The sequence below is a fragment of the Halapricum hydrolyticum genome (assembly GCF_025517535.1).
Classification (GTDB): Archaea; Halobacteriota; Halobacteria; order Halobacteriales; family Haloarculaceae; genus Halapricum; species Halapricum hydrolyticum.
Map to the genome: position 1 here is coordinate 42355 of NZ_JAOPKC010000002.1, position 26186 is coordinate 68540.

Consider the following 26186-nt stretch of genomic DNA (forward strand, 5'->3'; position numbering starts at 1 on the left):
TCCCAGCTTTGGGTATGGCGAACGTAGACGAGCAACCGCCGTACAGAAACCCGTCCGTTTCGACCGACCAGCGTGTAGACGATCTTCTCGACCGAATGACGCTCTCGGAGAAGGTCGGTCAACTCGTCGGCACGTGGGCCGGTGAACTCAACTCGACCAAAGACCTCGACGACGTCGAACGCGAGATCGTCGAACACGGTGTCGGCGCGGTCGCCTCGTTCGGCTGGGCAGGGGCCCGAGATCGGCGCGTCGACGACGTCGTCGAGACAGTGAACCGCCTCCAGGAGGTCGCTCTATCCGAAACACGGCTCGGGATCCCGCTCCTGTTCAACGTCGACGCGGTCCACGGTCACGCGTACGTGACTGAGGGAACCGCCTTCCCCAACGGACTCGGGATGGCGGCAACCTGGGACGAGGACATGGCCGAAGCCGGGGCGGCCGTCACCGCGAGAGAGGTTCGCGCGAGCGGTGCTCACCAGAACTATTCGCCGACCTGTGACGTCGCCCGCGATCCCAGATGGGGACGGGCCTTCGAAACCTTCGGCGAGAGCCCCTATCTCTGTGGCAAATTCGCCGCTGCGAAAGTTCGCGGGTATCAGGGCGACGGTATCGAAGAAGACACGTCAGTGATCGCGACTGCCAAGCACTTCCCGGCCTACAGCGAACCCGTCCGTGGCGAAGATGCCTCGCCGGTCGAGATCTCGGAGTATCTCCAGCGGAACGTCTTCGCCCCGTCGTTCGTCGACGCGCTCGAAGCGGACGTCGAGTCGGTGATGCCGTGTTACAACGCGATCGGCGGCGAACCGGCACATGGGTCCCGGCGGCTCCTCACCGAGTACCTCCGGTCGGATCTCGGCTTCGAGGGCACTGTCGTCTCGGACTGGCACGGTGTGGAGATGCTCCACGAGGACCACCAGGTCACGGCCGATCACCGGGGTTCGGTACAGCTGACCCGCGAAGCCGGGCTGGACATCGCGTCCGTCGACGCGATCAACCACGCCCAGCATCTCCAGTCGCTGGTCGAAGACGGGGAACTCGCCGAATCCGTCGTCGACGAGAGCGTCCGGCGAGTGCTGGAGCAGAAGTTCCGACTCGGGCTGTTCGAAGATCCGTTCGTCGACTCCGAGACCGCCCCGGAGGTCGTCGGGAACGACGAACACAGAGACCAGGCGCTCGAAGCCGCCCGCGAGTCGATGACGCTCCTCTCGAACGACGGGGCGCTGCCGCTCGACGCCGACACGGACGTCCTCGTTGCGGGGCCCAACGCTGACGATCCCCTCCACCAGCTCGGCGGGTGGAGTATCCCGGACACGGAGGGTGCCGACATCGTGACGATCCGCGAGGGCATCGAGTCACTGGCCGCCGGCGACGTGACCTACGAGCGTGGATCGGGAATCGCCGAGCCCGACGACATCGAGGCGGCCGCCGAAGCGGCGGCGGACGCCGACGTCGCGGTCGTCGCTGTCGGCGAGAACTGGTATATCCACGAGTTCGGCCAGAACGCGACCAGTGGCATTGATAACGAGCAGTTCCCCAACCGGACGCAGCTCGAACTGCCCCGGGCACAGCGTGATCTCCTCGAGGCGATCCACGAGACTGGCACCCCCATCGTCGGCGTACTCGTGACGGGGCGGCCACTCGCAGTGAACTGGCTGGCCGAGCACGCTGCGGGACTGCTCATGGCGTACTACCCCGGGACGATGGGCGGGCAAGCCGTGGCGGAGACGCTCTACGGCGAGAACGACCCGAGCGGGCGACTGCCGATTTCGATTCCCCGTTCGACGGGCAACCTCCCGACGCGGTTCAATTACCTCCGACATCCGATGCCGATCGGCGGCGAAGAACACCTCGACTCGTACGATCCGCTGTTCGCCTTCGGGCACGGCGAGAGTTACGCCGAGTTCGAGTACGGCGAGGTAGCGGTGAGCGAGACGACCCTCGGCCCCGAGGAGTCGACGACGATCACGGTTCCGGTCGAGAATACGAGCGACCGACCGGGCACCGCCGTCGTGCAGGCTTACGTGAGCCCGGACGTCAGCTCCCGGGTACGTCCGGTCCGGGAGCTCCGAGGATTCGACCGGCTCACGCTGGCGGGCGGCGAGTCGGGGACCCTGACGATCGAGCTCCCGGCCGCATCGCTCGGGCTCGCACAGCAGGACGGCAGTCGGGTCGTCGAAGCCGGAACCTACACCATCGAGATCGCCGATCAGCAGGCGACCGTCACCGTCGAGACGAACTGAGACTACTCCAGTGACGTCGATTCGTTCGCGCTGATCTCAAACGGGAAGTCGATCGATTCGATACTGATTCTGTGGGCCTCGATGTCCTCGTAGATCGCGCCCCACGAACCGACAGACAGGGTCTCGTCGCCGGTATCCAGGTAGATCGTCGCGTAGTTCGAGAGGTCCTCCAGAGAGAGGTTCGAGCCACGGTCGGTGTACCGGGTGGGGTAGAACGCCTCGGACAGCTCTCCACGGACGAGGCACGGTTCTCGGGTTTCGATGTAGTTGCCCCGGACGGCGACCCGAATGTCGGCCCCGTCGTCCAGCAGCGGGATCACGTCACGCATGAACTCTTCCAGGGAGTCGTATTCCGTCCAGTGGGAACCCGAATCGAACAGCGGTTCCCACATGTGCCACTGGCAGCTCACGAAGTACCAGTGGACCATAAACGAGAGAATGTAATCGTCGATCAAGACGCCGTAATCCTCGTCAGCACGCGTATTCGGCGTGAAGAAGACGTGATGTCGGTCGACGATCGCGAGAAACGGTCCCGGAATCGTTCCGACTCGAATATTCAGCTTCGAGTTTGCCAGGCCCAGCGCTGCGGCCTTCTCTCGGATGTCCGGTTCTGCATAGAGGTGGATGCGGATGAACACGCCCCGCTCGGCGGCACTTTCGAGCTCCGGGAGGAGCAACTCGAGCTGGTCGTACGTCAACGTCAGTTCGGCCGTGACACTCGCCTCGTCGAGGCTGTCCCGGACGCGCTCGTACACCGTCTCCGGCCGCTTCACGACGCCCACCCTGTGTTCGTCCACGTCGGGCTCCTCCCACTGGTCTTCGAGTTCGTCCGCCGCCTCGGTCAACAGTGACCCGCGCGAACGCAGTAGATCGAGGATCTCGTCGGGTTCGTTCGGTTTTGCGTGCAGCCGGTCCCCCTCGATCGTCTCTACGAACCCCTGCTCTTCGAGCGAGCGGAGCGTCTCGTACACCTGCGACGTGGGGATCGAAGACTTACTCGAGACGTCGACAGCCGGTAACTGACCGTATTTGACCAGCGTCAGGTACGCTTCGGACTCGTACTTCGTGAGCCCCGTATTTTCGAGTGCACGGTGAAGTTCGTCCGCGTCCATGGTTTCCAATACGCCCGACGGGGTGAAAGGCTATCGGAACACACCTGAGAACGTACAGGTAATATAATTTATAAAAAGGCGCTACATCTATCTTAGTAGATTGTACGTGAAAGTCGCTCACAAGCCCGAAATCGGCTCTCTGATCGCCGAATACCTTACCGGGAATGAAATTTCATAAGCAAACCGTCCTTTTCGAAAACGCGCAGATCGGTCAAGCAGTATCGATGGTTAGGGTTCGTCGCGGTGATGGGGCCACTCGCGTCCTCAGTGACGTACTACAACTCCGTTCGGGCCCGCAGTGCGGCGGCTCGCTGAGGCGAGTGGGCAGATTCGGCGGTCATCCACGGCGAGATCTCGGTCGGCGGTCACAGAGTCCAGTACGAACACGCAATGTACTTTACAAACATACATATGTAATCCTACGTTCGGAAAGAACGCTCGACAGGACTGATGCCGGGAGGGGGCGCGACCCGGAAGCGCTTTGTCGTCTGGAACGGAACCGGACCGAGAGCGACACACTCGAACCGAGTCGACGTAGCGTGGTCGACCGACAGTGTGTGGGAGACTCTAGAATTACAAGTGTACGGTTGTAATTGTTTTCAGGTGTCGGTCGCCCTGTGGTTTGACGTTCGACTCTCCGTCTTCGATGTCCCGGTTGTACTCCACCGCCACTCTAGCAATGCGTCCGCGGCGTCACGGGAGCCAGATCGTCCGACGGGATTAACCGCTTCGCCCGGATCACACCCCGGGTCGTCGCGGTGCGTTCTGGGTAGACATCGCCCGATGAGCTGTCGAAGTCCTCCACGACCCGTCGAAGACTCGGCCTGCTCTCGCCGATAGCCGGCCACCCCACCTCGACGAGCTGCTGCCCGAGATAATATAAGAACACAGTCATAAATTTGTATTTGATATTTATTCTCCAGACGAATCGATACTCCGATAGACAGGTCGATTCACGGGATCGGTCCTTGATCGGGATCAGTGACTGCTATCCCTGAGAATGCGCGTTTTCACGTCCGAAGAGAATCTCTGACGACGTGGTGCGGTACACCGACGATCGGTGACGTGCTTGTGGCTCGGGAATATCAGCACATTTCACGTTGTCTGGAAATAGTGAATATACGCCCAATAATCATCCCTTAGACCCACATAAATCTAGATATCGGCCAGTCTTTGTCGAAGATCGAGATCTATCTCGAATCGAGGTTCGTGAGGGGTCTGAAAGCTCCCTTCTTTATAGTAAGGAAAATTTGATGAACTACGATATAACAAATATAAAATAATTATTCCGTCACCGAGTTCGGCGCGTATCCCGGCTGCACGTTCCGCTGTTGGAACGTTCGATCGAAGATGCACAGCAGAGCCACGAGCAACGTCCGACGCGACCCCGTCGTTGAGACTCGCCGCGCGTCCCGAGTTCTGAGAGGTCGCGAAGAGACTGTGCCAGCAGACTCCTATTGTCGGCGTATTCGAAGTCGGCAGCTCGACGTTTGCGGCGACCCGGAAGCTCCGTTCCGAGGAAGATGGGTCTCCGTCGTCATCGCCACCATTGAGGCATAAGCGGCCCACCTGGAAAAGCTCGTCTCGGCTGGCATGATTCACTGTGTGCGTGGCCAGCGAATCATCGATCCGGGCGGACAGTCGTTTTCAGACTTCGCAGCTCCAGTAGGAGACCGACGCGAGCCGATCGCCGAACGGCAGGGACCCGAGCGTGGTGTCGATCTTGCGGAACGTCGACGCCGTGCTGTTGGGGATCTGCCGGTAGAAGCCGTACGGCAGGACGAAGTCGTGTTCGTCGCCGACCAGCTCCAGCCCGACCTCATCGAGGAGTCGGGTGACCTCCCACCGCGAGTACAGCCGCGACCCCATCGGGAGCGCCCAGTTGTAGATCGAGCGCGTCGAGAATCGATTGAACGTGTCGAAGAAGACGATCTCGCGCGACACGCGGCGCATTTCGCTCAGGAACGACGCGGGCGTGTCGGCGAGATGGAAGAACCGCATCGCGATGACGGCGTCGAAGTGATCGTCAGGGAACGGCAGTCGACCCGCGTCGCCACGCAGGAACTCGAGGTGATCGGCGACACCGGCTGCTCGGGCCTTCTCCCGACCCTGCTTCAGCATCGGACCCGAAATGTCTAGCCCGACGACATCCGCCCCGCGTTCGGCTAGCATCACCGTAAACCGGCCAGTCCCACAAGCGATTTCGAGTATCTCGCTGTCTTCGACCGGTCCGATCGCGTTCAACACGGCCTGTTTCTCCCGCCGGTCGATCAGGCGGCCACCGCGCGAGAAGCGCTTCTCCTCGTACTCCTCGGCGATGTCGTCGGCCTGGTACCACTCCTGTCCTTTCACGGTGTCCGAACTGTCCTCAGCGTAGGAATAAAACGATACTGAATCGGCTTCGTCGTGAATCCCCGCACGGATCGATCCTCGACACGCACCGTAATCTAAATCTACGTCCGTTACATTAATACACCTTATACAGACAGTATTCCTTCCACATACCTATAGACAAGTTTTACCACCAGTGATGATCGAGTGGGTGGTATGAGTACGACTACCGAAGGGGTCCAGCCCGAACTGAGCTTCACCGACAGCGCCATTCGCGACCGACTGAGCGATCTTCCACCGAGTGCCAAGCTCGTCGCGAAAGTACTGGAGGGGAGCGCCCCGCTCTCGCAGGGCGAACTCGCCGAGGAATCGCTACTACCCGACCGGACGGTACGATACGCACTGAACCGGCTGGACGAGGCCGATCTCGTCGATTCGCGATACAGCTTCCGGGACGCGCGCAAGCAGGTGTACTTCCTGGCCGATCGGCGGTAGTGCCCGCGAGGCCAGCGACGATCCAGCGCGGTGTTTTTGTACGTCGATCCGCTCGGTGACAGCATGGAGGGTCTCGAAGCCGAGCTGGCTCGCGCGCGGGAACTCGACGTGAACGCGATCGCCGACGCGATCGAGTCGATCGGCTTTGAGTGTACGCGCTGTGGAGGGTGTTGTACAGCTGACGAGGCCGAAGGTGGGACGACGGAGGACGGCCCCCTCGAACCGCACACGGCGACAGTGTTCCCCGACGAGATCCGTCGACTCCAGTCGGACGGGGATTACGACTTTCGCGACGTCGCCAGACCGATGCCGTACGGCCTGACCGAGGGTGCGGACGGCCTCGAAGGCGAGACCTTCGAGTGGGCCCTGCAGACCGACGACTGTGGCAACTGCACCTTCTATACGGAAGACGTCGATGGGGTCGGGACGTGTACCGTCCACGAGGAGCGGCCGCTGATCTGTCAGACCTACCCGTTCAGCGTCGCGCTCGGCGGCACGAGCCAGCCGATGGGCGGCGTCGTCGAACAGAAGGGAACGGTCCGCGCCCACGAGTGCGAAGGGCTCGGACGCGAAATTGCTCGCGACGACGCCGAGGAACTCGCCGAAACCCTCAAAGAGCGGGCGATACGCGAACTCGAGGAGGCGATCGCGGTTCGAGAGCGGTACGTGCCACTCGACAGCGACGACGTGGTCGTCTACGACTCGGAAGGCCCCAAGCGGATCGACGGGACGGCCTACGAGACCGGGGATCGAGCGTCCGGCTCGTGACGCTGATCGTTCGTATCTGTCGGCAGTTTCTTAATAGAGGGGGCCGATCAGCCGAACGGTGGTTTACCCTTGGAGATCTCAGATAAACTCCTGTGTCTGTTCAGTGCGGACGTATCAGCCGAGGACGATCGATACGTGATCGAGGTACCGCGTCGTGAGATCGAGACCGGTTCGGTCGAACCTGACGGAACCTATCGGGTCGCGCTGATTGCCGCTGAGGACGACGAGGAAGCCGAATCCACGAGCAGCGGTGCCCCCTCCGAGCCCCAGCCGCCGGTCGAGAACGGCGAAATCCGGTACGTCGAGATCGAGGACATCGGCAAGCAAGGCGACGGGATCGCCCGTGTCGAGCGCGGCTACGTCATCATCGTACCCGGTGCCGAGGTCGGCAACCGCGTCAAGGTCGAAATCTCGGAGGTAAAATCCAATTTTGCTGTGGGAGAAATAATAGAAGAGGACATCTGACTGCGCCGGTGGGGGTTGTTTCTCGACGCAATCCTGTGCGATGGCGACAGAAGCACGCCCGCGAGCGCCTAGTCGACGAACTCGACGTTCGTATCGCAGACCGGGCACTGCCTGACGTCTTCCGACTGTTCGAGATCCGCTCTGGTGCCTGTCCACCCACACTCGGGACACATCACTGGTTCGGTCATCATCCGACGTTCATCGCCTTCACACAAGAAACGCGGCGTTTTCAGGCCACGCTACTGGGGTAGCCCTTTTATTGCACTTGGTGTCGACGTGTCGGTGTCCATGGATCCGCGAGTCGAAGACCACGCACGTATCCTCGTCGAGCAGGCGGTCGAGATCGAGGCTGGCGACGAAGTGCTGATCAGCGCACCGCCGGAAGCCGAGTCACTCAGCGTCGCGCTGCACGAACAGATCGCCGAGCGCGGCGCGCGACCGATCTCGTTCGGGCGGAGTGCGCGCGAACAGCGCGCGTTCATGCACGCGATCGACCCGGACGACTACGATGGCCCCTCCGATGCGCTGATGGCGCTCGCAGACGAGATCGACGCGGTGATCAGCGTCCGTGCGGACACGAACACCAACGAGACGGGCGACGTGCCGCCCGAGAAGAACACCGCGTACGCGCAGCTGTACCAGCCGTTCCAGGAGAAAGTCATGGACCGTCGGTGGGTCCTCACCCAACACCCGGCGCCGGGCAACGCCCAGCAGGCCGAGATGAGCACACCCGCCTACGAGGATTTCGTGTACGACGCCGTCAACAAAGACTGGGAGGCCCAGCGCGAGTTCCAGGAGCACCTCGTCGAAATCCTCGACGACGGACGCGAGGTCCGAGTCGTCTCCGGCGAGACGACTGACCTCTCGATGTCCATCGAGGGAATGGACGCGGTCAACGACTACGTGGGCGAAAACCTTCCCGGCGGAGAGGTGTTTACTGCGCCCGTGCCCGACTCCGTCGAGGGCGAGGTGCTGTTCGACAAACCGCTGCTCACCCAGGGGCGCGAGGTCGAGGGCGTCCGACTGGTCTTCGAGGGCGGCGAGGTCGTCGAGCACAGCGCCGAGAAAAACGAGGACGTGCTGACAGCCGTTCTGGAAACCGACGAGGGCGCACGCCGCCTGGGTGAGCTCGGCATCGGGATGAACCGCGACATCGACCGATTCACGTACAACATGCTGTTCGACGAGAAAATGGGCGATACCGTACACCTCGCACTCGGCCGTGCCTACGAGGAGACCGTCGGCGAGGACGGCGAGCGAAACGACTCGGCCATCCATCTCGACATGATCGTCGACATGAGCGAAGACTCACGGATCGAGGTCGACGGCGAAACGGTCCAGCGAGACGGGACGTTCGTGTTCGAGGACGATTTCGAGAAGTGACGCCGTGGACGAAATTCCGAAGACAGAGCGCCTGGACTACTCCACCGTCACGCTCTTCGCCAGGTTGCGCGGCTTGTCGATCGACCGGTCGAGCAGTGCCGCGGTGTGATAGGAGACGAGCTGGAGCTGGACGTTCGCGAGTACCGCCGCGGTCCGCGGGTGGGTCTCGGGGACTCGAAGCACGTGATCGGCGTAGCGTTCGACGTCGCTTTGCCCGTCGGTGACGGCGATCACCGGTGCGTCGCGGGCTTCGACCTCTTTGACGTTGCCGATCGTCTTCTGGGCCAGTTCGTCGTCGCCGGTGACGATCGCGAACACGGGTGTCTGGTTAGTAACGAGTGCCAGCGGGCCGTGTTTCAGCTCGCCAGCGGCGAACCCTTCCGCGTGCTTGTACGTGATCTCCTTCATTTTCAGCGCGCCTTCCAGCGCGACCGGGTAGTTCAGCTCTCGCCCGATGAAGAAGTAGGCGTCCGACTCCAGATAGGTCTCGGCAACAGCTTGCGCACCGGATCCGTCGAGCACTTCCTGGACCTGCCCGGGGAGATCTCGGAGCGAGCTGATGATCTCACGTGTGCTGTCGGTGCTGGTCAGCCCGAGCGCCAGCAGGTTCAGCGAGGCCAGCTGCGAGGCGAAAGTCTTGGTCGCCGCGACGCCGATCTCCGGGCCGGCGCGGATGTAGAAGACGTGATCGGACTCCCGGGCGACCGTCGAGCCGACGACGTTCGTCACGCCCAGCGTGCGTGCGCCGCGCCGCTGTGCCTCCCGAAGCGCCGAGAGCGTGTCGGCCGTCTCCCCGCTCTGGGTGACGCCGACGACGAGCGCGTCGCCGATCGGCGGCGGCGAGGTGGCGTACTCGCTGGCCCGGAACGCCTGTGCCGGGATCCCGGCCTGCCGGAACAGCTCCGCACCGTACAGTGCCGCGTGGTATGAGGTCCCGCAGGCGACCAGCTGGACGCCGCGCGGGTTGAGATCCGCCAGGTCGCCGATGTCGACTCTCCCACCGAGTTCGTCGACTCGCTCCGAGAGGCTCTGCCGGAGCGATCGAGGCTGCTCGTGGATCTCCTTGAGCATGTAGTGATCGTAGCCGCTCTTGCCGGTCTCCTCGGGGTCCCAGTCGACGGTGTCGACCGTCTTCTCGACGGGCTCGCCCGCCAGCGTCGTGACGCGCCAGCCGTCGGACCCGAGCACTGTGAACTCGCCGTCGTCCAGGTAGACAACGCGGTCCGTGTGATCGCGGAACGCGGGGACGTCGCTGGCCAGGTAGTAGGCGCCGCCTCGCGGCTTGTCACCGTTCGGCCTATCTGGGCCGCGTGGCGCCCCATCGTCGATTCCGAGTACGAGCGGCGAATCGTTGCGCGCAGCGAATATTTCCTCGATGCCGGCGATCACCACCGCGACGGCGTAGCTGCCCTCGAGCCGGCTGACGGCCGCACGGACGGCTGCCTCGGGGTCGGCCCCGCCGCGGAGCTGTTCCTCGACGAGGTGTGGAACCACTTCCGTGTCCGTATCGGAACGGAACGTGTGGCCCGCCGAAACCAGTTCGTCGCGAAGCTCCTGGTAGTTCTCGATGATCCCGTTGTGGACGACGGCGACGTCACCGGAGCAGTCCTGATGCGGGTGGGCGTTCTCGTCGGTCGGCGGCCCGTGCGTACTCCAGCGCGTGTGGCCGACGCCGACGCTGCCGTCGATCGATCGGTCTTCCAGGGCGGCCCGCAGCTCGTCGATCTCCCCGGCCTTCTTGCAGACGTCGATCGACTCGTCGGCCAGCGCGACCCCCGCCGAATCGTAGCCGCGGTATTCGAGCTTCGAGAGGCCGTGAACGAGCACGTCCAGCGTGTCCGCGCCGCGGCCGACGGCACCGATGATCCCGCACATCAGCGACGCACCTCCGCGCTCTCGCGAACCTGCCCGTCGACCGTCACACCGGTATCGAGGTGGGCGTTCGGACCGACGAGCGACCCGGGTGCGAACCCGACGTTCCCCTCGGCGCGAACGCGATCCGCGATCACGGCCCCGAGTTCCTCGTCCTCGAAGACCTCGTTTCCGACCCGGACGTCGGCCGGGCCGCCGGAGACGACGCTGCACGGACCGAGTCGAACGTTCTGGCCGGTGACCGTCTCCAGCAGCGTCGAGCCGACCTCGACGCGCGTGTCCACGTCGAGCACGCTGTTTACGACGGTCGCGTTGGCGCCGACCGTGACGTTGCGTCCGAGCGCGCTGTGGGGGCCGACGACGGCACCGGGACCGACTTCACAGTCCGGGCCGACCACGACCGGCGGCTGTAGCGTCGCGTCGTCGTGGATGATCGCCGTCTCGTCGACCCAGACGCGCTCGTCGCGCTCGGGCTCGTCGGCCAGTCCGTGATCGAGAATCTTCGCCGCGACGACGAGCAGGTCCCATGGGTAGGAGGCGTCGACCCACAGGCCGTCGGTCTCGACCCCGCGGATCCGCCCGCGTTCGAGTTCGCGCGCCAGCGTGTCGGTCAGCGCGAGTTCGCCGTCCTCGCGTGGCGTGGCGTCGATCGCTTCGAAGATGTCGTCGTCGAACGCGTAGATCCCGGCGTTGATCAGCCGGTACTCGTCGACCTGGGGCTTCTCGATGATCTCCTGGACGAAGCCATCCCGGAGAGTGACCGCACCGTACTGGCGGGCGTCCGGTCCTTCGAGTACTGCCAGCGTCGGCTCTCCGCCACCCCGATCGAAGGCGGCACAGACGTCCTGTACGAGCGCGCTGTCGATGAGACAGTCCCCGTTGACCACAAGCATCGGCCCTTCGACGTGCTCGCGGGCCTGCAACAGTGCGTGTCCCGTCCCCAGTTGCTTGTTCTGGCGAGCGTAGGTGATCGGCACGTCCCGGTACGTCGGCCCGAAGTGGTTCTGCACGCGGTCGTGTTTGTAGCCGACGACGATCACAACGTGGTCCGTGCCGGCTTCGACGAGCGCGTCGAGGACGTGTTCGAGGATCGGACGGTTCGCCGCGGGAAGCATCGGCTTGGGGCGATTGCGCGTGAGCGGCCGCAATCGCGTCCCCTCGCCGGCGGCCAGGACGACGGCGGTATCGACCATACTGGTGCCACGGAGACGAGCACCCTTAAGATACCGGACTGCCTGTCATGTGGGATCGCGTACCGACGAGGGGTACAAGTTCGTCCGGGCCCGACCAGTGGCTGATGGATCGATCACAGCTCGTGACGGGAGGACTGCTCCTGGTCGCGATCGTCCTCGTGCCCGGCCTCGCCAAGTACGCCCTGACGCAGATCGGCTACGCGAGCGTCGGGACGGTGATCTGGTACGGCGGGTACGGCGTGGGCGTCCTGCTCGTCTGGGCGCTGTGGCTCCGCCCGCTCGAGATCACCGGCCCGAACGACCCCGGCCATCCCGAGGAGTGATAATACACCGTGACGCCGTCCGTGCCGGCAGTCGCGTCCGATCGAACGACCCCGGCCATCCCGGAGAGTGACCCTTTCGGCAGCGTAATAGGCGAAGTCCCCCTATTTCGAGCTATGGGATCCGAGACAGTTCGGGTCTGGCTGGTCGAGCGCACCTACTCCGACGACGAGCAGAACCTGATCATCCTCATTTACGCGACCGTGGACGGCAAGCGGTACTTCCGCAAGGAACGAGCGCTGACCAGCTTCACCGGCGACAGCCGCGAGACGACCGCCGCCCTCGAGGTCGAATCCGACAAGCTCGGGACCACCGATCCCGACGACCGGCCGCGCTACGCCGCCGAAGCCAGTCGGATGGCCGCGGAACACGATCCGGACGATCCAGTCTGATCACGGGCGACGGCGGCACCGTGAACCAGGTTGCAGGGACCGGAACGGACTTTTCCGAGAAGTCCCGAGAGACGACAATGGCAGAGCGCGGCATCTCGCGGCGATCGTTCGCGAAGGCAGCCGTGGCGATCGGCGGCGCAAGCGCACTGGTGGCGTGTCTGGACCGCGGCGAGTCGGATCCGATACCCTCGGGCCCGGCAGATCTCTCGACGCTTCCGAGCCGACAGCACGCCTGGAACGAGTCGTTGCCGACCGACGAGCACGGCAACGTCCGGACGCCCTATCACCACCTGCTCCTGTACTACGACTACGACGACGGGGAAACCACGGCCGGGGCGACGACACCCACGAACGGCGAACGCGAAACCGTCGAGGACGCACTTCGAAGTCTGGAACGGGCCTACGAGCACTCCAGCGACGGGTTGCTGTTCACGGTCGGTTACTCCCGGCGGTACTTCGATCGCTACGACGACTCTCTGCCCGAGAGCGTCGACTTGCCGCGGCCCGAGGCGCTCGCCCCCTTCGAAGATCCCGAGCGCGACGAGGCAGACGCGGTCGTCCACCTGGCCAGCGATCGCCCGGCGGTGCTGCTGGAGGCCGAGGAGGCGCTTCGGGGGAACCGCGAGACAGTCAACAACCGCGAGATGCGGGCCGTGCTCGACGACGTGCTGACATTCAGAGAGCGCCGGACGGGATTCAACGGCGACGGACTGCCGGCCGAGCGCGACGACGTCGAGGGCGTCCCGGAGGACGCGGTGCCCGAGGACGCGCCGCTGTACATGGGTTTCACGTCCGGATTCCGCGGCAATCAGGCCACCGAAGATCGGGTAACCATCCAGACCGGCCCCTTCGAGGGCGGGACAACCCAGCACGTCTCGAAGATCCGGCTCCACCTCGAGCAGTGGTACGAGCAGGACAGTCGCTCCCAGCGGGTGAGCAAGATGTTCTGCCCGGCCCACGCCGAGGAGGACCGCGTCGAAGGTGCGGGTCACAACCTCGGGGCGGCAAGCGGTGCCAACGCCTGCCCGGCCCACGTCAAAGACGCCCGCGAGAGCGGCGTCGTCGGCCACGCCCAGAAGAACGCTACGGCCCGCGAGAAGGGTGCCCCGATCATGCTCCGTCGGGACTTCGATTCGACCGACGACGATCGGGCCGGATTGCACTTCCTGGCGCTGCAGCGTGAGATCGGCGACTTCGTCAAGACCCGCGAGGCGATGAACGGTACCGACGCCGCCGAGGCCAGCAGCGCGGTCGGAACGCGCCACAACAACGGCATCCTCCAGTACATGACTGTCCTCCGTCGTGGGAACTATCTGCTGCCGCCCAGGGAAAAGCGCGCGCTGCCCCGGCCGAGTTGACCGTCCCGCGCGAGACAGCGAGATTCTTCCACGAGACAGCAGGGTCTTCCCGTGAGACAGTAAGGTTCCGCGTGGCACGACCGGACTGTCCACACAGATGACCGCGACCGTGTCCCTATTGTCGGTCCGGCCCGGATCGCGAACAATGAACCGACGCACGTTCCTTCGCGCGGGAGCAGTCGGCGCCGCGGGTGGGCTCGCAGGCTGTAGCGAGTTGTTCGCCCAGCGCTCGACGGCTCGCATCCCGCCCGTTCTCGACGATCGGCCCGAGGCAGTTTACCGGCCGACGCACATCGAAGGGATGGAGATGATCGGAACTCAGACGGTGGGCGATCGCACGGTCGGGTTGTTCTACTCGTTCCCCCATCGCTTCTGGACGGTCGCCGGGGACACCAACCGGGTCGAGATCCAGGACGACCACAGCGTCCATCTGATGGCCTCGGTGTGGGACCGGGAGACTGAGACAGTCATTCCAGTGCTGGACCAGCCCCGATTCACGATCATCCAGGATGACAGCGTTGTCGACGAGCGGCGCGCCTGGCCGATGCTGAGCCAGAACATGGGGTTTCACTTCGGCGAGAACGTCGAACTCGACGGCGACGGCACCTACACTGTCGAGGTCGAAGCCCTGCCGGTCGGGATCGAGACGGTCGGCGCGTTCGACGGACGATTTGCGGCCGAGCACACGGCGGAGTTCACGCTCAAGTACGCGGAGAGCGAGCGCAACGACGTCCCCTTCGAGGAGTTCCCCGACACGGCCGGCGAGCGCGCCGCCGCCGATCCCATGGGGATGTCGATGCCGCTGTCGTATGCACCCCCCGTCGGGGAACTGCCCGGATCGCCCGTGACTGTCGGCAGCGTCGGCGACGCCGAGTTCGTCGCAACCGTCGAGGACGGGGCACTGATCGTCTCCCCGCGGACGCCGTACAATGGCTTTTCGATCCCCGGCTTCTCGCTGTCGGCGGCCGTCGAGAGCGTCGGGTTCGACGACGCGCTCACCGACGCGATCGGGCCGACGCTCGGCGCACACTACCGCGCCGAACTCGACGGCGAGCCCGAGAGCGGGGACACCGTGACGATCACCGTCGAGAGTCCCAGCTCGCTGTCCCGACACGAGGGCTACGAGACGGCGTTTCTCGAACGTGGGTCGGTCTCGGCGACGCTGTGACGGAGGACGTCCCCACCACGAGGCGGGCTCTTTCACTCCCGAGAACGAGACTCTGAAAAAGCGCCGTGCCATCTTCCGACGTATGGAAGCGACGAAGCGCGGCGATGTCGCGATCGGCTATGATCGCGTCGGGCCCGAAGACGCCGAGACCATCGTCTTCCTGGAACGGCTCGGCTACAGCCGATGGATGTGGAACTGGCAGCGTCAGGACTTCGAAGACAGCTACGAGTTGCTCGTCCCCGACAACCGCGGGACCGGCACGTCGAGCGAACCGGACGGCCCGTACACGATCGCCGAGATGGCCGCCGATCTCGACGCGGTCCTCGCCGACGCCGGCGCTGATACAGCCCACCTCGTGGGCGCGGAGATGGGCGGGATGATCGCGCTCCAGTACGCACTGGCGTACGATCGGGCCGACTCGCTGACGCTGATGGCGACGCACCCGGGCGGCCCGGACGCGACGCCGACACCCGAGTCCGTTCGCGAGCAGCTGTTCGACGCCCCGGAGGGACTCGACGAGAGGGAGCGTATCCGGCGACGGCTCCGGCCGGCGTTCAGCGACGCCTACCGCGAGCGCTATCCGGACGTCGTCGACCAGATCGCCGAGTGGCGCGCACAGAGCGACGCGTCCGAGCAGGCCCGTGCCTGGCAGGCCGCAGCCGTCGACGCCTTCGACGTGAGCGACCGACTTGGGGAGATCGAACTGCCGGTGCTCGTGATGTCTCCCACGGGCGATCGGATCGTCCCGCCGGAGAACGGCGAACTGCTGGCCGACCGCCTTCCGAACGCCGACCTGCTGACCTTCCGGAACGCGCCACATCTGTTCTTCATCGAGGAAGCGATCCAGGTGAACGAACACCTCGCGGTATTCCTCGAGGACGTACGGACGTAGTTCGGTATTTCGAAAAGATGTCCGGGCGTAGACACGCCTTGAAGACGTCCGGCCGTAGACACGGGCCTCTGGACAGATGCGACGCCCCGTCTGATCCACTACGCGGAACACATTGACGAGACACAAACGTAGAAGCCCCTGGGGTTCGGAGAGCCACCGATGGCTGTCGCGACAGCACTCCGACAGGGAGTTCGATCGCATACGCTCGGGGTCGCCGTGGCGATTACAGCGGTCGGCTACGCGCTCGTGATGAACGCCTTCGAGGGGTTCGTCCCGCTGTTCCCCTCGATCGGCGAGTCGACCGTCCGACTGTTCAGCAGCGTCATCGTCGTGATCAACGCCGCGACGCTGACCGCGCTGCTCGTGGGCGTCTACTACATCCGACAGCGCCGGATCGACCGCCACCGGGCCGCGATGGTGACCGCCGTCGCGCTAGAGCTCGGCTTCCTGGTGCTGTATCTCTGGAAAGTCGGTGGCGGCGGCGAGCTGTACATCCAGGCCAGTGGCCTGTTTCGGACGGCGTATCTGCTGATCCTGGCGGTCCACCTGATCTGCTCGGCACTTGCGGTCCCGCTCGTGGTCTATGCCGTCCTGCTGGGGCTGACCCGTTCGCCCGCGGAACTCGCCGAGACCGCACACGCTCGGGTCGGCCGCATCGCCGTTGGGGTCTGGTCGGTCAGCCTCGCGCTCGGGATCGTCACCAGTGCCATGCTCCGGATCGCCGGGTCGGAACTCGAAACGGTCGGGATGATTCTCGCGCTCTGGTAGTGGCTGCTGTACGTTCCTTCCGACCAATCGCACGCCGTGTAGCGTTCGGACTAGCGGAGATGGTCCAGGAGGAGGTCGGCGACGCGGCCGGGATACTCGTGGGGGACCCAGTGAGTCGCTTCGGGGAACCGTTCGAGCCGGCCGTCCGGGCAATAGACGAGGCTTTCCGCGGCCATCTCGGGGACCAGCGCCTGATCGTTGTCGCCCCAGAGGATCAGTGTCGGGGCCTGGACCTGTTCGCGCGGGACAGCCTCTCTGTATCGGAAGAGGGCCCGATACCAGTTGATCATCGCCGTGAGAGCACCGTTTCTGTCCCATGCGCGCCGATACCGATCGAAATCCATCTCGCTGAACGTCTCCGGCAGGGACCCGCTTCGCATCGTCTCTGTCATGAACCGGTATTCGTTCCGTCGTGATAGCCGTTCCGGCAGCCACGGCACCTGGAAGTAGAACATGTACCAGCTTTTCCGCAACTGCGTTAGGTTCGACGTCAGGTGTGCTTCGAACACTCTCGGGTGCGGCACGTTGATGATGCCGAGTCGGTCGACGACCTCGGGATATCGGAGCGCGACGTCCCAGGCGACGGCAGCCCCCCAGTCGTGTCCGACCACGTGGGCGGTCTCGCGGTCCTCGGTCGCGACGAGGTCGACGACGTCCCGGGAGAGTTCGCTGATCCGGTACGACCGGACGCCGGCGGGCTTGTCGCTGCGGTTGTACCCGCGCTGGTCGGGGACGAGTACCCGATACCCGGCGTCGACGAACTGCTTGACGTACCCGCGCCACTCGTACCAGAACTCCGGGAACCCGTGCAGGAGCACGACCAGCGGATCGTCCGTATCGCCGGCAGCGACGGTGTGCAGCGTGAGGCCGTTCACCTCGCGAAACGTGTGTTCGGCCGACGGGGCCCCGAGAACGGACGTGTCCACGACAGGTCGCTCCGTCATCGTTCACGGAAACGACATCTGTGGACGGAATAAAAACTCGGTTCGCGGAAATCTGTGACTTCGGGTCGGCGCTATCGATCCAGGTCGAGACTCAGGTGCTCGACCGGCGGGCTGTCGACGTCGAGATCGTATCGCGGCGCGGCGAGCGCGACGAGCACGTCTGTCAGGAACGACTCCTCATCGAGCACGGCCGCCACGTCCGACCGGCCGGGGAGATCAGTCGAGCGGAACATCTCTTCGATCTCCGGGACCGAGGCGACGCCCTTCTCGTCGAGGTCCGCCACCGCGTCCTGGACCGCGAGCCAGGTCCGGACGGTCGTGACGAGGTAGTCTCGCGCGCGCCCTTCGGGATTCGGCACGTCGACGATCGTCGAGAGGTACTTCGCCGCGCTGCTGTCGGCGATGTCGACCTCGTCGTCGAGCCACTCCTGGACGTCTTCGCGGGTCACGTCGACGTCCAGTTCTTCGACGGCCTGTTCGCAGATCTCGGCCTCTTCAGCGGCGACCTCGTGGAAGACGTTCCCGACGACGACGGCGTCCGCACCCGCATCGAGGACGGCGCGGGCGTTCTCGCGGTCGTCGAGACCACCGCCGTACCACAGCCGCGACCACCGGCGACCGTCGTCGATGGCTTCGAGGATCGCCTCGGCTTCCTCGCCGCCGAACGTCCCGGAGTATTCGAGATAGATGAGTTCGCTCCCGAGATGGCGTTCGGCGGCCATCGCGCGCTGTTTGGCCGTCTTCGGATCGAGCAAGTCCTCGTCGGTGACGTTGCTCTCGCGGGCGGCTGCGCTGTCGGGATTCATAATGATGTACGCCTCGAAGACCGCTGCCTGTAGGAGCCAGGACGTTGCGAACGCCGCGAGTCGATCCTCGATGGTCTCGCCGGGCGAGATCGGGAGCTTCTCGGCGATCATCTCCGGTGCGAGGTCGGATTCGATGTACTCGACGCCCGCACCGAGCTGGCCGATCAACGCCTCGACGTCGCCGTTGAGTACCTCGGGGATAGCCAGAAACTCCGCCTTCGAATGGGTGTCAGTGGTGACCTGCTTGGGGCCGCTGGGCTCCTGGAACGCCGGCACCGGTCGGTCGGCGACGAGTTCGAGCGTCTCCTCGGTGTTCTGTCCGGTCACGTCCCGCGAGCCGCCAACCTCCAGCGCGCTCGTGTGCTGGAGATACAGCGGGAACAACAGCGGCACCTCCTTTTCGTCTTCGGGATCGATCTTGGTGATGTGTGTCCATGCGCTGGGCACCGGGTTCGTGTCTACGTCCAGCAGCGATCGACCAGCGATCCGTGCGAGCGTCGAATACCGCTCGACGCCCCGTGCGATGTCTTCGAGCCCCGTCATTACCCGTCCCGTGGGCGCGTTAGTATAAAAGCCTGGCAGATCGTCTTCCGAGAGACATCACTCTGTGCCCGGGAGAACGTGTGGGTCGCCCGATAAGTAGATGTATTCGGTCGCGATACCGGTCAGCGGCGACTCGGTCTCGGCGGCGTAAGCTCGGGCGAGATCGAGGTACTGCTCGGTCAGTTCCTGGACGCGACGGGCCGCCTCGCGGTCGTCGTCGGCCAGCAGGTATTCGGCCGTCACCGGCGTGAGCTGCCCGTCTTCCACGTCGGCCCCGTAGTCGTCGACGTCGTCGAGCCAGATCTGGGCGGCGACAATCGCCAGCACGATCGAGCGTTTGAACGCCGTCTCTACGGGCAGTCCCACAGCACGGTACATCTCGATCATCGCGTCGTAGATCACGCCAACCCGGGCGTACTGCGTCCAGAGATACGGCAGCTCGTCCTCCTCACCGGTGAACACGTCGGTGTCGGCGTCGAACGGCGCGTCGCGGTACTCCGATTTGATGGCCACGATCGCGTCGTCGTCGCCCTCGCGGGCGCGCTCGTAGAGGTCTCGGAAATGTGGGTCGTGATCCTGGTGCGTCTCGGAGAGTTCGACGGCCCACTCGTAGACCTCGGCGCAGTCGTCCGGGAGTTCCACCAGGTGGTCTTCCAGGTCGGCCTGGAGTGTCTCCTGGGCGATCCGTGCGACGCGGGCTCGCCCCTCGCGGTCGACGTCGAGCGAGACCTCGAAATCCTCGTATTCGGCGTCGTTGACGGCGTCGCGCATGTCACCGTCGAGCAACGCTTCGATCACGATCCGCGTCAGATACTCCGCCCGGTCGACCATCGCCCGGGGATCGGCGGGTTCGTCCGCCCACTCGGCCGGATCCGCCGGCGCGCGATAGCTATCGTCGCCGACAGCGTTTTCGACCCGGCTGGCCCAGGTACTGCCCGCGACCGGGTCGGTCCCGTCGGCGCGACGCTGGGCGCGCCGGTAGAGATAGCCCAGCGTCAACTCGGCGGGCAACAGCAGCTTGGTGTCGTACTCGAACGTCACCGATTCGACGTCGAACTCCCTTGCGAGTGCCGACTCGACGAGCGTGAACACGTCCTCGACCATCGCCTCGGTCCGGTCGTCGACCGTCGATTTCAGTCGCACGCTCGCGAGGTCGAACGCGCCGGTGTGGCTGTAGTAGCCGAAGACGGCTCGCACGGCCGTCGGCAGGGTCGAACGGCGGGCGAGCCAGCCCGAAGTCGCGCGAAGTGGTCCTGTCATAGGTGGGGCGATCGCGTTGGGGACACTCCTCCCGGCCCGATAAAGACGCTTGTCCTTTCGTCCAGTATGCCTAGACATGGACCAGCTGAGCGCGTTGCTCGCGAGCCGGGAGCGCGACGTGATCGTCGGCTGGACCGCCGTCGCCGTGCTCGCGCTGACGGCCGTCGAGACACTTCTCGACGGGGCGTTCAACTGGACGTTCATCGCGCTCGTCGTCGCTGTGGTGGTTTTGACTCCCGCCATCGTTTTCCGCGATCGACGGGCGATGCCGCCCTGGGAACTGATCGTGCTCGTGCTTGCGCCGATCCTCTGGCAAGCGCTGCTGGGCCAGACGTTCCGGACGGAGATTCCCGCGTACCTGGCCGTGGCTGCGCTCGCGCTGCTTGTCATCACCGAACTACATCAGTTCACGTCGGTCCGGATGAACCGCCCGTTCGCGATCGTGCTGGTCGTGCTGACGACGCTTGCGGTTGCCGGCGTGTGGAACGCCCTCCAGTGGGCCGCGGACGTGTTCTTCGAGACGACGTTCGTGCTCGACGGGCGCAGCCAGGACGCGATCAACGCCGACGTGATGTTCGAGTTCGTCTCCGCCGGCTGTGCCGGGATCGGCGCGGGCGTGCTGTTCGACCTGTTCGTTCGGTCGTGGGACGACGACCTGTCCGACCGAACGTACGTCCCACCGGACCCGAAAGGTGATCCGACGGCTGGAGACGATCTCGCATCCGGAACACGTGACGCGCCCGACTCGCGAACGTTGCGCGATCGGGTTTCGATCAGCCCGCGCCGACAGCGCCAGGCCAGCCGTGGTATGCAACTGCTGCTCGTCGTAATCCTGCTTGGAGGGCTGTACGCACGCGATCTGGCGGTGATTGCCAACGCAGCAGTCATGCTCGCGATCACGTTCGTCCCGGCAATCCTGCGGCGCGAATACGACCTCGCGATGGACGCCGGGCTGGTCCTCTGGATCACCGCCGCAGTGTCCCTGCACGCGCTGGGCTCGACCGGACTCTACTCTCAGATCCCGCTGTTCGACCGTTTCACACACGCGCTATCGGCCACGGTCGTCGCCGCTGGCGGCTACGCCGTCTTCCGGGCGATCCACGTCTACGTCGAGCGCGTCTATATCCCGCCGAAGCTGATGGCTGCGTTCATCCTGCTGTTCGTGTTCGCCGCCGGCGTCGTCTGGGAGATTCTCGAATTCGCACTCGATCGGAGCGCCGCTGCACTGGGGATCCAGGCCGTGCTCATCCAGTACGGGATCGACGATACGATCGGCGACCTCCTGTTCAACGCGCTCGGCGCGCTCGTCGTCACGATCTGGGGAACGGTCTACCTGACCGATCTCTCGGAGTCGGTCGCCGACCGGGCCGTGGCGTGGTTCGGAACGGACGGCCACCCGAAGTGATCGGTCTTCCTGACATAACTGGTATTGCCCTTCGGTACGCGCCAGAAACCATGAAGCGATGGCAGCGTCGGGCGGCACAGACCGTCGCCGCGGTCGCCGTGCTGGTCGTGCTCGCCTCGATCGTCTATCACTACACGCTGGTCGCCATCGAGGGGCGGGCACCCTCGTACTTTCAGTCAACCCAGGTCGTCGTCGAGATCTTCACCGGGACGGGCTTCGGATCGGACTCGCCCTGGGAGACTCCTTTTGCGAACCTGCTGGTCATCGTGCTCGATCTCTCGACGTTCCTGCTGCTGTTCGTCGTCCTGCCGTACGTCTTTCAGCCGATCCTGGAGGAGCGACTGACGCCGACGCCGCCCCGGACGACGGAGAGCACCGAGCACGTCGTCATCGCTGGCGATCAGACCGCCCAGACCGATCGACTGCTCGAGGAGTTCCGGGCCAGGGGCGTCCCGTACGTGCTCGTCGTGGCGGACGCAGACGTTGCACTCGACCGGGATGACAGCGGCGTCAGCGTCGTGCACGGCGATCCGACGACGGCGGACGCGCTCGATCGGGCGAACGTCGACGAGGCGAGAGCGGCGATCGTCAACACGGCCAGTGAGGACGTGGCCAACTGCGTCCTGGCGATTCGGGAACTGACGACAGACACGCAGGTCGTCGCGCAGGTCAGGGACCCGTCGCTGCGCAATCCCCTCCAGTACGCTGGCGCGGACACGATTCTCATGCCGCGTCGGCTGCTGGCCAACCGGCTGGCCGGCCGGGTCCGGTCACTGTTCGATCCCCGGATCAGCGACGTGCTGTCGATCTCTTCGGAGTTCGCTATCGTCGAGACGACGATCACCGAGGACAACCCGTTCTGTGGCTTGACGCTCGAAGCGGCCGGGCTCGACGACGAGTCCGACGTGACCGCGATCGGTCTCTGGGACGACGGCGAGTTCGTCGCTGCTCCACCGACCGACACAGTGCTCGAAGAGAACGCGTCGGTTCTAGTGGCTGGCCCGGAAGAGCGACTGAAGGACTTGGAGACGCGCCTGCCGGACGCCCCGTCGACCGACGGTCGAGTCGTCATCGCCGGGGCCGGGGAGGTCGGATCGACCGTCCGGAGGCGGCTCGAAGACGCCGGCATCGATTGCACGCTCGTCGATCTCGTCGATCGCGAGGGCATCGATGTCCAGGGGGACGCGACCGACGAGCGCGTGCTGCGCGAGGTAAATCTCGAAGACGCGTCCGTATACGTGGTCGCGATCGGCGACAACGCCGAGGCGATCCTCTCGATCCTGCTGGCTCGCAACCTGGCACGCGACATCGAGATCGTCGCGCGCGTCAACGACTCGGACGTCCAGTCGAAGGCACGCCGGGCCGGGGCGAACTACGTGCTCAGCCTGCCCGACATCAGCGCCCGGCTGATCGCGATGAACGTGCTCCGGGAGGACCTCCTCTCGTACGATCGGCAGGTCCAGATCCTCCGGATCGACGGGGATCGGCTCGCGGGCCTGACGCTTCGCGAGACGCCGATCAGCACGACCGACGCCGTCCTCGTCGCCGTCGAACGAGACGGACAGCTCCTGACCGACTTCGATCCCGACTTCGAGATCGACCCCGACGACCGGTTGCTGATCGCCGGCAGCGACGACGCGCTCGACGCGTTTGCGACGGCGATGCCGTGATGATCCCGGTCGGGAAGGCAACTGGCGAGAGTCGATCTGCGCATACGGTCGATCCGGAATTGACTTACAGCGACCGGACCGAAAGCCGCGTATGACCGATTCAGACGCCGCCATCGAGCAGTTCCTGGACGCCGTTGACGCCGCGTTCGAAGAGTACGACCAGGGATACGCCGACGCCGACGCGACGCTGCGGGTCGTCCGTACGCACGTCGACGACCTTCGGGACGCCGTCGACTCCTGACCGTGCCCGTCTGCGACGACCGTCGGGACGCTGTCGACTCCTGGACCCGCTGTTGTGCCCCGTCGTGGCGGCCACGCAGTCACGGATTCAGCCAGGCGAGCCAGCCGTTGGGGGTCGACGTCCCGGACCCGCGCGACCCCCGTCTGCCGTAGAGCACCACGCCGTCGTCGACTGTCGTGAGTCCGTTCGCCAGGACCGTTCCGTCGTCTCGCGAGTCCGGATAGTAGCCGGCCCATCGCATGGATCCGTCCGGCTCGGTCGCCGCCAGCCACGTGCGATCGCCGGTGTGGCCGACGAGTACCGGTCCCCCGGCGTCGACGACCCACCCGACGGAGAGGTTCTTCGGCCCGTCGCTGTAGTTGGGGTCGAACACGCGCGTCCACTTGATTTCTCCTTCCGGCCCCAGCGACAGGAGCACGAGATGGTTGTCACCCAGTCCGAAGTGCACCGTCCGGGCGACAGCGTAAGTTCCGGTCGATCCGGAGACGACGGACGCCACGCTGTAGGACTCGTCGTCGAACGTCACCGTTCGCCGCCAGGTTTCGGTCCCGTCGCCACCGTATCTGACGAACCACGTCTCGTCGTCTTTGTCGCCGCCAGCCAGGACACCGTCACTGACGGGTGTGACCGCACTGAATCGATAGTCGGTCCCCGTTTCCCCGACGGTTCGCTCCCAGGGAATCGTGCCGTCGAGATCGAACCGGCGACAGACCGCCGTCGAGTTCGAGTCGTCCCCGCCCCTGTGCACTCCCGCGGCTAGCAGCGAGTCGCCGTCGACAGTGACCGTCGAGTACGTGAGTCCGCTGTCGGCGTCGACTTCGAAGTCGGTCCCGGAGACACCCCGGAGCCACGAGGTCCACGATTCCTGCCACCATCCTTCGACGACGATCGTCGCCTCGCCGACCCGTTCCACGGACTGTACGTCGTTCGACGGGAGCGATTCGAGCGTCCGATCGGACGCCCGCTCTCCCCCCGGACCGATCGTCACGAGTTGGGGTGCTTCGAGAGCACCCTCCGATCGCTCGTACAGCAGCGCCGTCAGCCCGGTCGGCCGCTCGGCGACGTCGACAACCCCCTGCTCTCGCTCCGATTCGTCGGTCCGCTCGCGTTCGAACTGCGGCGGGTCGGCCGCGTCGTCGGGGACGGCCTCGAAACCCAGCGGTTCGGGAGCGGCGGAGGGGGACGCCGTCCCGCCGCCGGGACTGCCGAGACAGCCGGCCAGGAGCCCGCCCCCGGCAACTGTAAGGAACGCTCGTCTGGAGGGTGTGTGCATGCACATTAGTACCAACAATGCGAAAATAAATTTTGGGCCTATATGGGGCAGTTACGGTTCGAACCAGGCGAGCCAGGGCGTCTCCTCCTGATGGGTGCCGGTGCTGCCGTACAGCGAGAGTCGCCCGTCGGCCGCCGCGAGCCCGAGCGATCTGACGATCCGATCCCCGCGGGATTCGGGGTAGTAACCGGCCCACCGCATGGATCCGTCCGGCTCGGTCGCGGCCAGCCAGACCCGATCGCCGGTGTGGCCGACGAGTACCGGCCCGCCAGCGTCGACGAACTCGCCACCGTACAGCTCCATCGGTCCCTCCGTGTACTCCTCGAAGTTCGGATCGAAGACGCGCGCCCATTCGACGGATCCCTCGGCACCGAGCGAAAGCAACATCAGGTGGTTGTTGCCCTGTGCGAACTGGTTCGTCTGGGCTACCGCGTACGTGCCTGTCGGTCCGGCAGTGAGCTGTCTGACGATGTAGGCTTCTTTGCCGTGGGTGATCGTTCGTCGCCAGGATTCCTCGCCGTCGGCGTAGGAGACGAGCCATATATCGCCGCCGTTCGATCCGCCTGCAAGCACGCCCTCGGAAGTAGTCGTGACCGACCAGAACCGTCGATCCGTTCCCGCTTCCTCGTCGGTCTGCTCCCACGTAATCGACCCGCCAGGGCCGATTCGGTGACAGACGGCACCCAGATCACCCGAACTGCCCTCGTACCAGAGCGTCCCCGCTCCGAGGAGTGAGTCACCGTCGACGGTCACTCCGGCGTAGACGGTCCGCCAGTCGGCATCGAACGCGAACTCGGAGTCGACACCGCGGAACCACGACGCTTCCCGGTCGTCCTGTTCTCGTCGTCCGCCCACGACGAGTCGCTCTCCAGGCTGTTCCAGATGCCAGACCCTGTTCGACGGGACCGCGTCCAGCGTCCGAGAACCGACCACCTCTCCGTTCGGCGAGAGTTCCCTCAGTTCGGGCGTCTCGTAGCCGTCCTGCGAACGGCCGTACACGAGCGTCGTCCATCCACTCTGCCGGTCGACGACATCGATAATTCCCCGGGCGACGTCCGATTCGTAGACCCGTTCCCCCTGGAAGGAGGGCGGGTCGGCCACGTCGTTGGGGACGGCCTCGAAGCCCAGCGGATCGGGGCCCTCGAAAGGATACTCCGTCTCTGAGTCGCCCGATTCTCGTCGACCCGGAGCGGCCAGACACCCCGCAGAGAGGATGCTGCCGGCCGCCGCGACGAACGCGCGACGCGAGGACCGTGTCATAGTGTGATATATGTGCACATGTTTCT

23 protein-coding genes are annotated in these 26186 nt (G+C 64.9%); 14 read left to right on the plus strand and 9 right to left on the minus strand.

What is annotated here, in order from left to right:
• The first annotated feature begins 14 nt into the window (after positions 1-14).
• On the plus strand, positions 15-2240 hold the full coding sequence (locus tag OB916_RS03195) for a glycoside hydrolase family 3 N-terminal domain-containing protein (RefSeq protein ID WP_315907840.1): 2226 nt from the start codon (positions 15-17) through the stop codon (positions 2238-2240).
• 2 nt (positions 2241-2242) lie between these two features.
• Here OB916_RS03195 and OB916_RS03200 read toward each other — a convergent pair whose 3' ends face one another.
• On the minus strand, positions 2243-3352 hold the full coding sequence (locus tag OB916_RS03200) for a TrmB family transcriptional regulator (protein WP_315907841.1): 1110 nt from the start codon (positions 3350-3352) through the stop codon (positions 2243-2245).
• 1647 nt (positions 3353-4999) lie between these two features.
• Positions 5000-5704, minus strand: coding sequence for a class I SAM-dependent methyltransferase (locus OB916_RS03205; RefSeq protein ID WP_315907842.1), 705 nt, complete (start codon positions 5702-5704; stop codon positions 5000-5002).
• A gap of 195 nt (positions 5705-5899) precedes the next feature.
• On the opposite strand from OB916_RS03205, the gene OB916_RS03210 reads away from it, so the two are divergent.
• From OB916_RS03210 to OB916_RS03225, 4 genes are all read left to right on the plus strand, one after another.
• Positions 5900-6178 carry a MarR family transcriptional regulator gene (locus OB916_RS03210; protein ID WP_315907843.1) on the plus strand — a complete coding sequence of 93 codons (279 nt, stop codon included), beginning with the start codon at positions 5900-5902 and terminating at the stop codon, positions 6176-6178.
• 63 nt (positions 6179-6241) lie between these two features.
• Positions 6242-6946 carry a YkgJ family cysteine cluster protein gene (locus OB916_RS03215; RefSeq protein ID WP_315907844.1) on the plus strand — a complete coding sequence of 235 codons (705 nt, stop codon included), beginning with the start codon at positions 6242-6244 and terminating at the stop codon, positions 6944-6946.
• A 69-nt stretch (positions 6947-7015) separates the two neighbouring features.
• Positions 7016-7411 (plus strand): TRAM domain-containing protein, encoded by a 396-nt coding sequence (locus OB916_RS03220; protein WP_315907845.1) that lies wholly within the window; start codon positions 7016-7018, stop codon positions 7409-7411.
• Positions 7412-7699: 288 nt separating this feature from the next.
• Complete coding sequence (locus OB916_RS03225; RefSeq protein ID WP_315907846.1) at positions 7700-8794, plus strand: aminopeptidase; 1095 nt, start codon at positions 7700-7702, stop codon at positions 8792-8794.
• 36 nt (positions 8795-8830) lie between these two features.
• Here OB916_RS03225 and glmS read toward each other — a convergent pair whose 3' ends face one another.
• Both glmS and glmU read right to left on the minus strand, forming a co-directional pair.
• The gene (glmS, locus tag OB916_RS03230; RefSeq protein WP_315907847.1) at positions 8831-10669 is read right to left on the minus strand and encodes a glutamine--fructose-6-phosphate transaminase (isomerizing); all 1839 of its coding nucleotides are present in this window, start codon (positions 10667-10669) and stop codon (positions 8831-8833) included.
• The gene (glmU, locus tag OB916_RS03235) at positions 10669-11859 is read right to left on the minus strand and encodes a bifunctional sugar-1-phosphate nucleotidylyltransferase/acetyltransferase (protein ID WP_315907848.1); all 1191 of its coding nucleotides are present in this window, start codon (positions 11857-11859) and stop codon (positions 10669-10671) included. The genes glmS and glmU overlap by 1 nt, the downstream gene beginning before the upstream one ends.
• Before the next feature lie 104 nt (positions 11860-11963).
• On the opposite strand from glmU, the gene OB916_RS03240 reads away from it, so the two are divergent.
• The 6 genes from OB916_RS03240 (at position 11964) to OB916_RS03265 (ending at position 16758) form a co-directional block, all read left to right on the plus strand.
• Positions 11964-12182 carry a hypothetical protein gene (locus OB916_RS03240; RefSeq protein WP_315907849.1) on the plus strand — a complete coding sequence of 73 codons (219 nt, stop codon included), beginning with the start codon at positions 11964-11966 and terminating at the stop codon, positions 12180-12182.
• A 114-nt stretch (positions 12183-12296) separates the two neighbouring features.
• Positions 12297-12572, plus strand: a complete 276-nt coding sequence (locus tag OB916_RS03245) for a hypothetical protein (RefSeq protein ID WP_315907850.1) — start codon at positions 12297-12299, stop codon at positions 12570-12572.
• Positions 12573-12649: 77 nt separating this feature from the next.
• A complete protein-coding gene (locus tag OB916_RS03250; RefSeq protein WP_315907851.1) occupies positions 12650-13930 on the plus strand; it encodes a DUF7405 family protein in 1281 nt (426 codons plus the stop codon).
• 145 nt (positions 13931-14075) lie between these two features.
• Complete coding sequence (locus OB916_RS03255; protein WP_315907852.1) at positions 14076-15098, plus strand: DUF7350 domain-containing protein; 1023 nt, start codon at positions 14076-14078, stop codon at positions 15096-15098.
• Between the two features lie 82 nt (positions 15099-15180).
• Positions 15181-15990 carry an alpha/beta fold hydrolase gene (locus OB916_RS03260; RefSeq protein WP_315907853.1) on the plus strand — a complete coding sequence of 270 codons (810 nt, stop codon included), beginning with the start codon at positions 15181-15183 and terminating at the stop codon, positions 15988-15990.
• Positions 15991-16149: 159 nt separating this feature from the next.
• The gene (locus OB916_RS03265; protein WP_315907854.1) at positions 16150-16758 is read left to right on the plus strand and encodes a DUF420 domain-containing protein; all 609 of its coding nucleotides are present in this window, start codon (positions 16150-16152) and stop codon (positions 16756-16758) included.
• Between the two features lie 50 nt (positions 16759-16808).
• Here OB916_RS03265 and OB916_RS03270 read toward each other — a convergent pair whose 3' ends face one another.
• The 3 genes from OB916_RS03270 to OB916_RS03280 all read right to left on the minus strand — a co-directional run bounded on the left by OB916_RS03270 (position 16809) and on the right by OB916_RS03280 (position 20311).
• Entirely contained in the window at positions 16809-17702 is an 894-nt protein-coding gene (locus tag OB916_RS03270) for an alpha/beta fold hydrolase (RefSeq protein WP_315907855.1), read from the minus strand.
• Positions 17703-17773: 71 nt separating this feature from the next.
• Positions 17774-19051 (minus strand): geranylgeranylglyceryl/heptaprenylglyceryl phosphate synthase, encoded by a 1278-nt coding sequence (locus OB916_RS03275; RefSeq protein ID WP_315907856.1) that lies wholly within the window; start codon positions 19049-19051, stop codon positions 17774-17776.
• Between the two features lie 57 nt (positions 19052-19108).
• A complete protein-coding gene (locus tag OB916_RS03280; RefSeq protein ID WP_315907857.1) occupies positions 19109-20311 on the minus strand; it encodes a hypothetical protein in 1203 nt (400 codons plus the stop codon).
• A 76-nt stretch (positions 20312-20387) separates the two neighbouring features.
• Between OB916_RS03280 and OB916_RS03285 the strand changes: the two genes are divergently transcribed.
• From OB916_RS03285 to OB916_RS03295, 3 genes are all read left to right on the plus strand, one after another.
• The gene (locus OB916_RS03285) at positions 20388-21716 is read left to right on the plus strand and encodes a hypothetical protein (RefSeq protein WP_315907858.1); all 1329 of its coding nucleotides are present in this window, start codon (positions 20388-20390) and stop codon (positions 21714-21716) included.
• Positions 21717-21766: 50 nt separating this feature from the next.
• Positions 21767-23386, plus strand: coding sequence for a potassium channel family protein (locus OB916_RS03290; protein ID WP_315907859.1), 1620 nt, complete (start codon positions 21767-21769; stop codon positions 23384-23386).
• 91 nt (positions 23387-23477) lie between these two features.
• The gene (locus OB916_RS03295; RefSeq protein WP_315907860.1) at positions 23478-23627 is read left to right on the plus strand and encodes a hypothetical protein; all 150 of its coding nucleotides are present in this window, start codon (positions 23478-23480) and stop codon (positions 23625-23627) included.
• Positions 23628-23706: 79 nt separating this feature from the next.
• On the opposite strand, the gene OB916_RS03300 is transcribed toward OB916_RS03295, so the two are convergent.
• Positions 23707-24900, minus strand: a complete 1194-nt coding sequence (locus OB916_RS03300) for a hypothetical protein (protein WP_315907861.1) — start codon at positions 24898-24900, stop codon at positions 23707-23709.
• A gap of 51 nt (positions 24901-24951) precedes the next feature.
• The gene (locus OB916_RS03305) at positions 24952-26160 is read right to left on the minus strand and encodes a hypothetical protein (RefSeq protein ID WP_315907862.1); all 1209 of its coding nucleotides are present in this window, start codon (positions 26158-26160) and stop codon (positions 24952-24954) included.
• Positions 26161-26186: the final 26 nt, after the last annotated feature.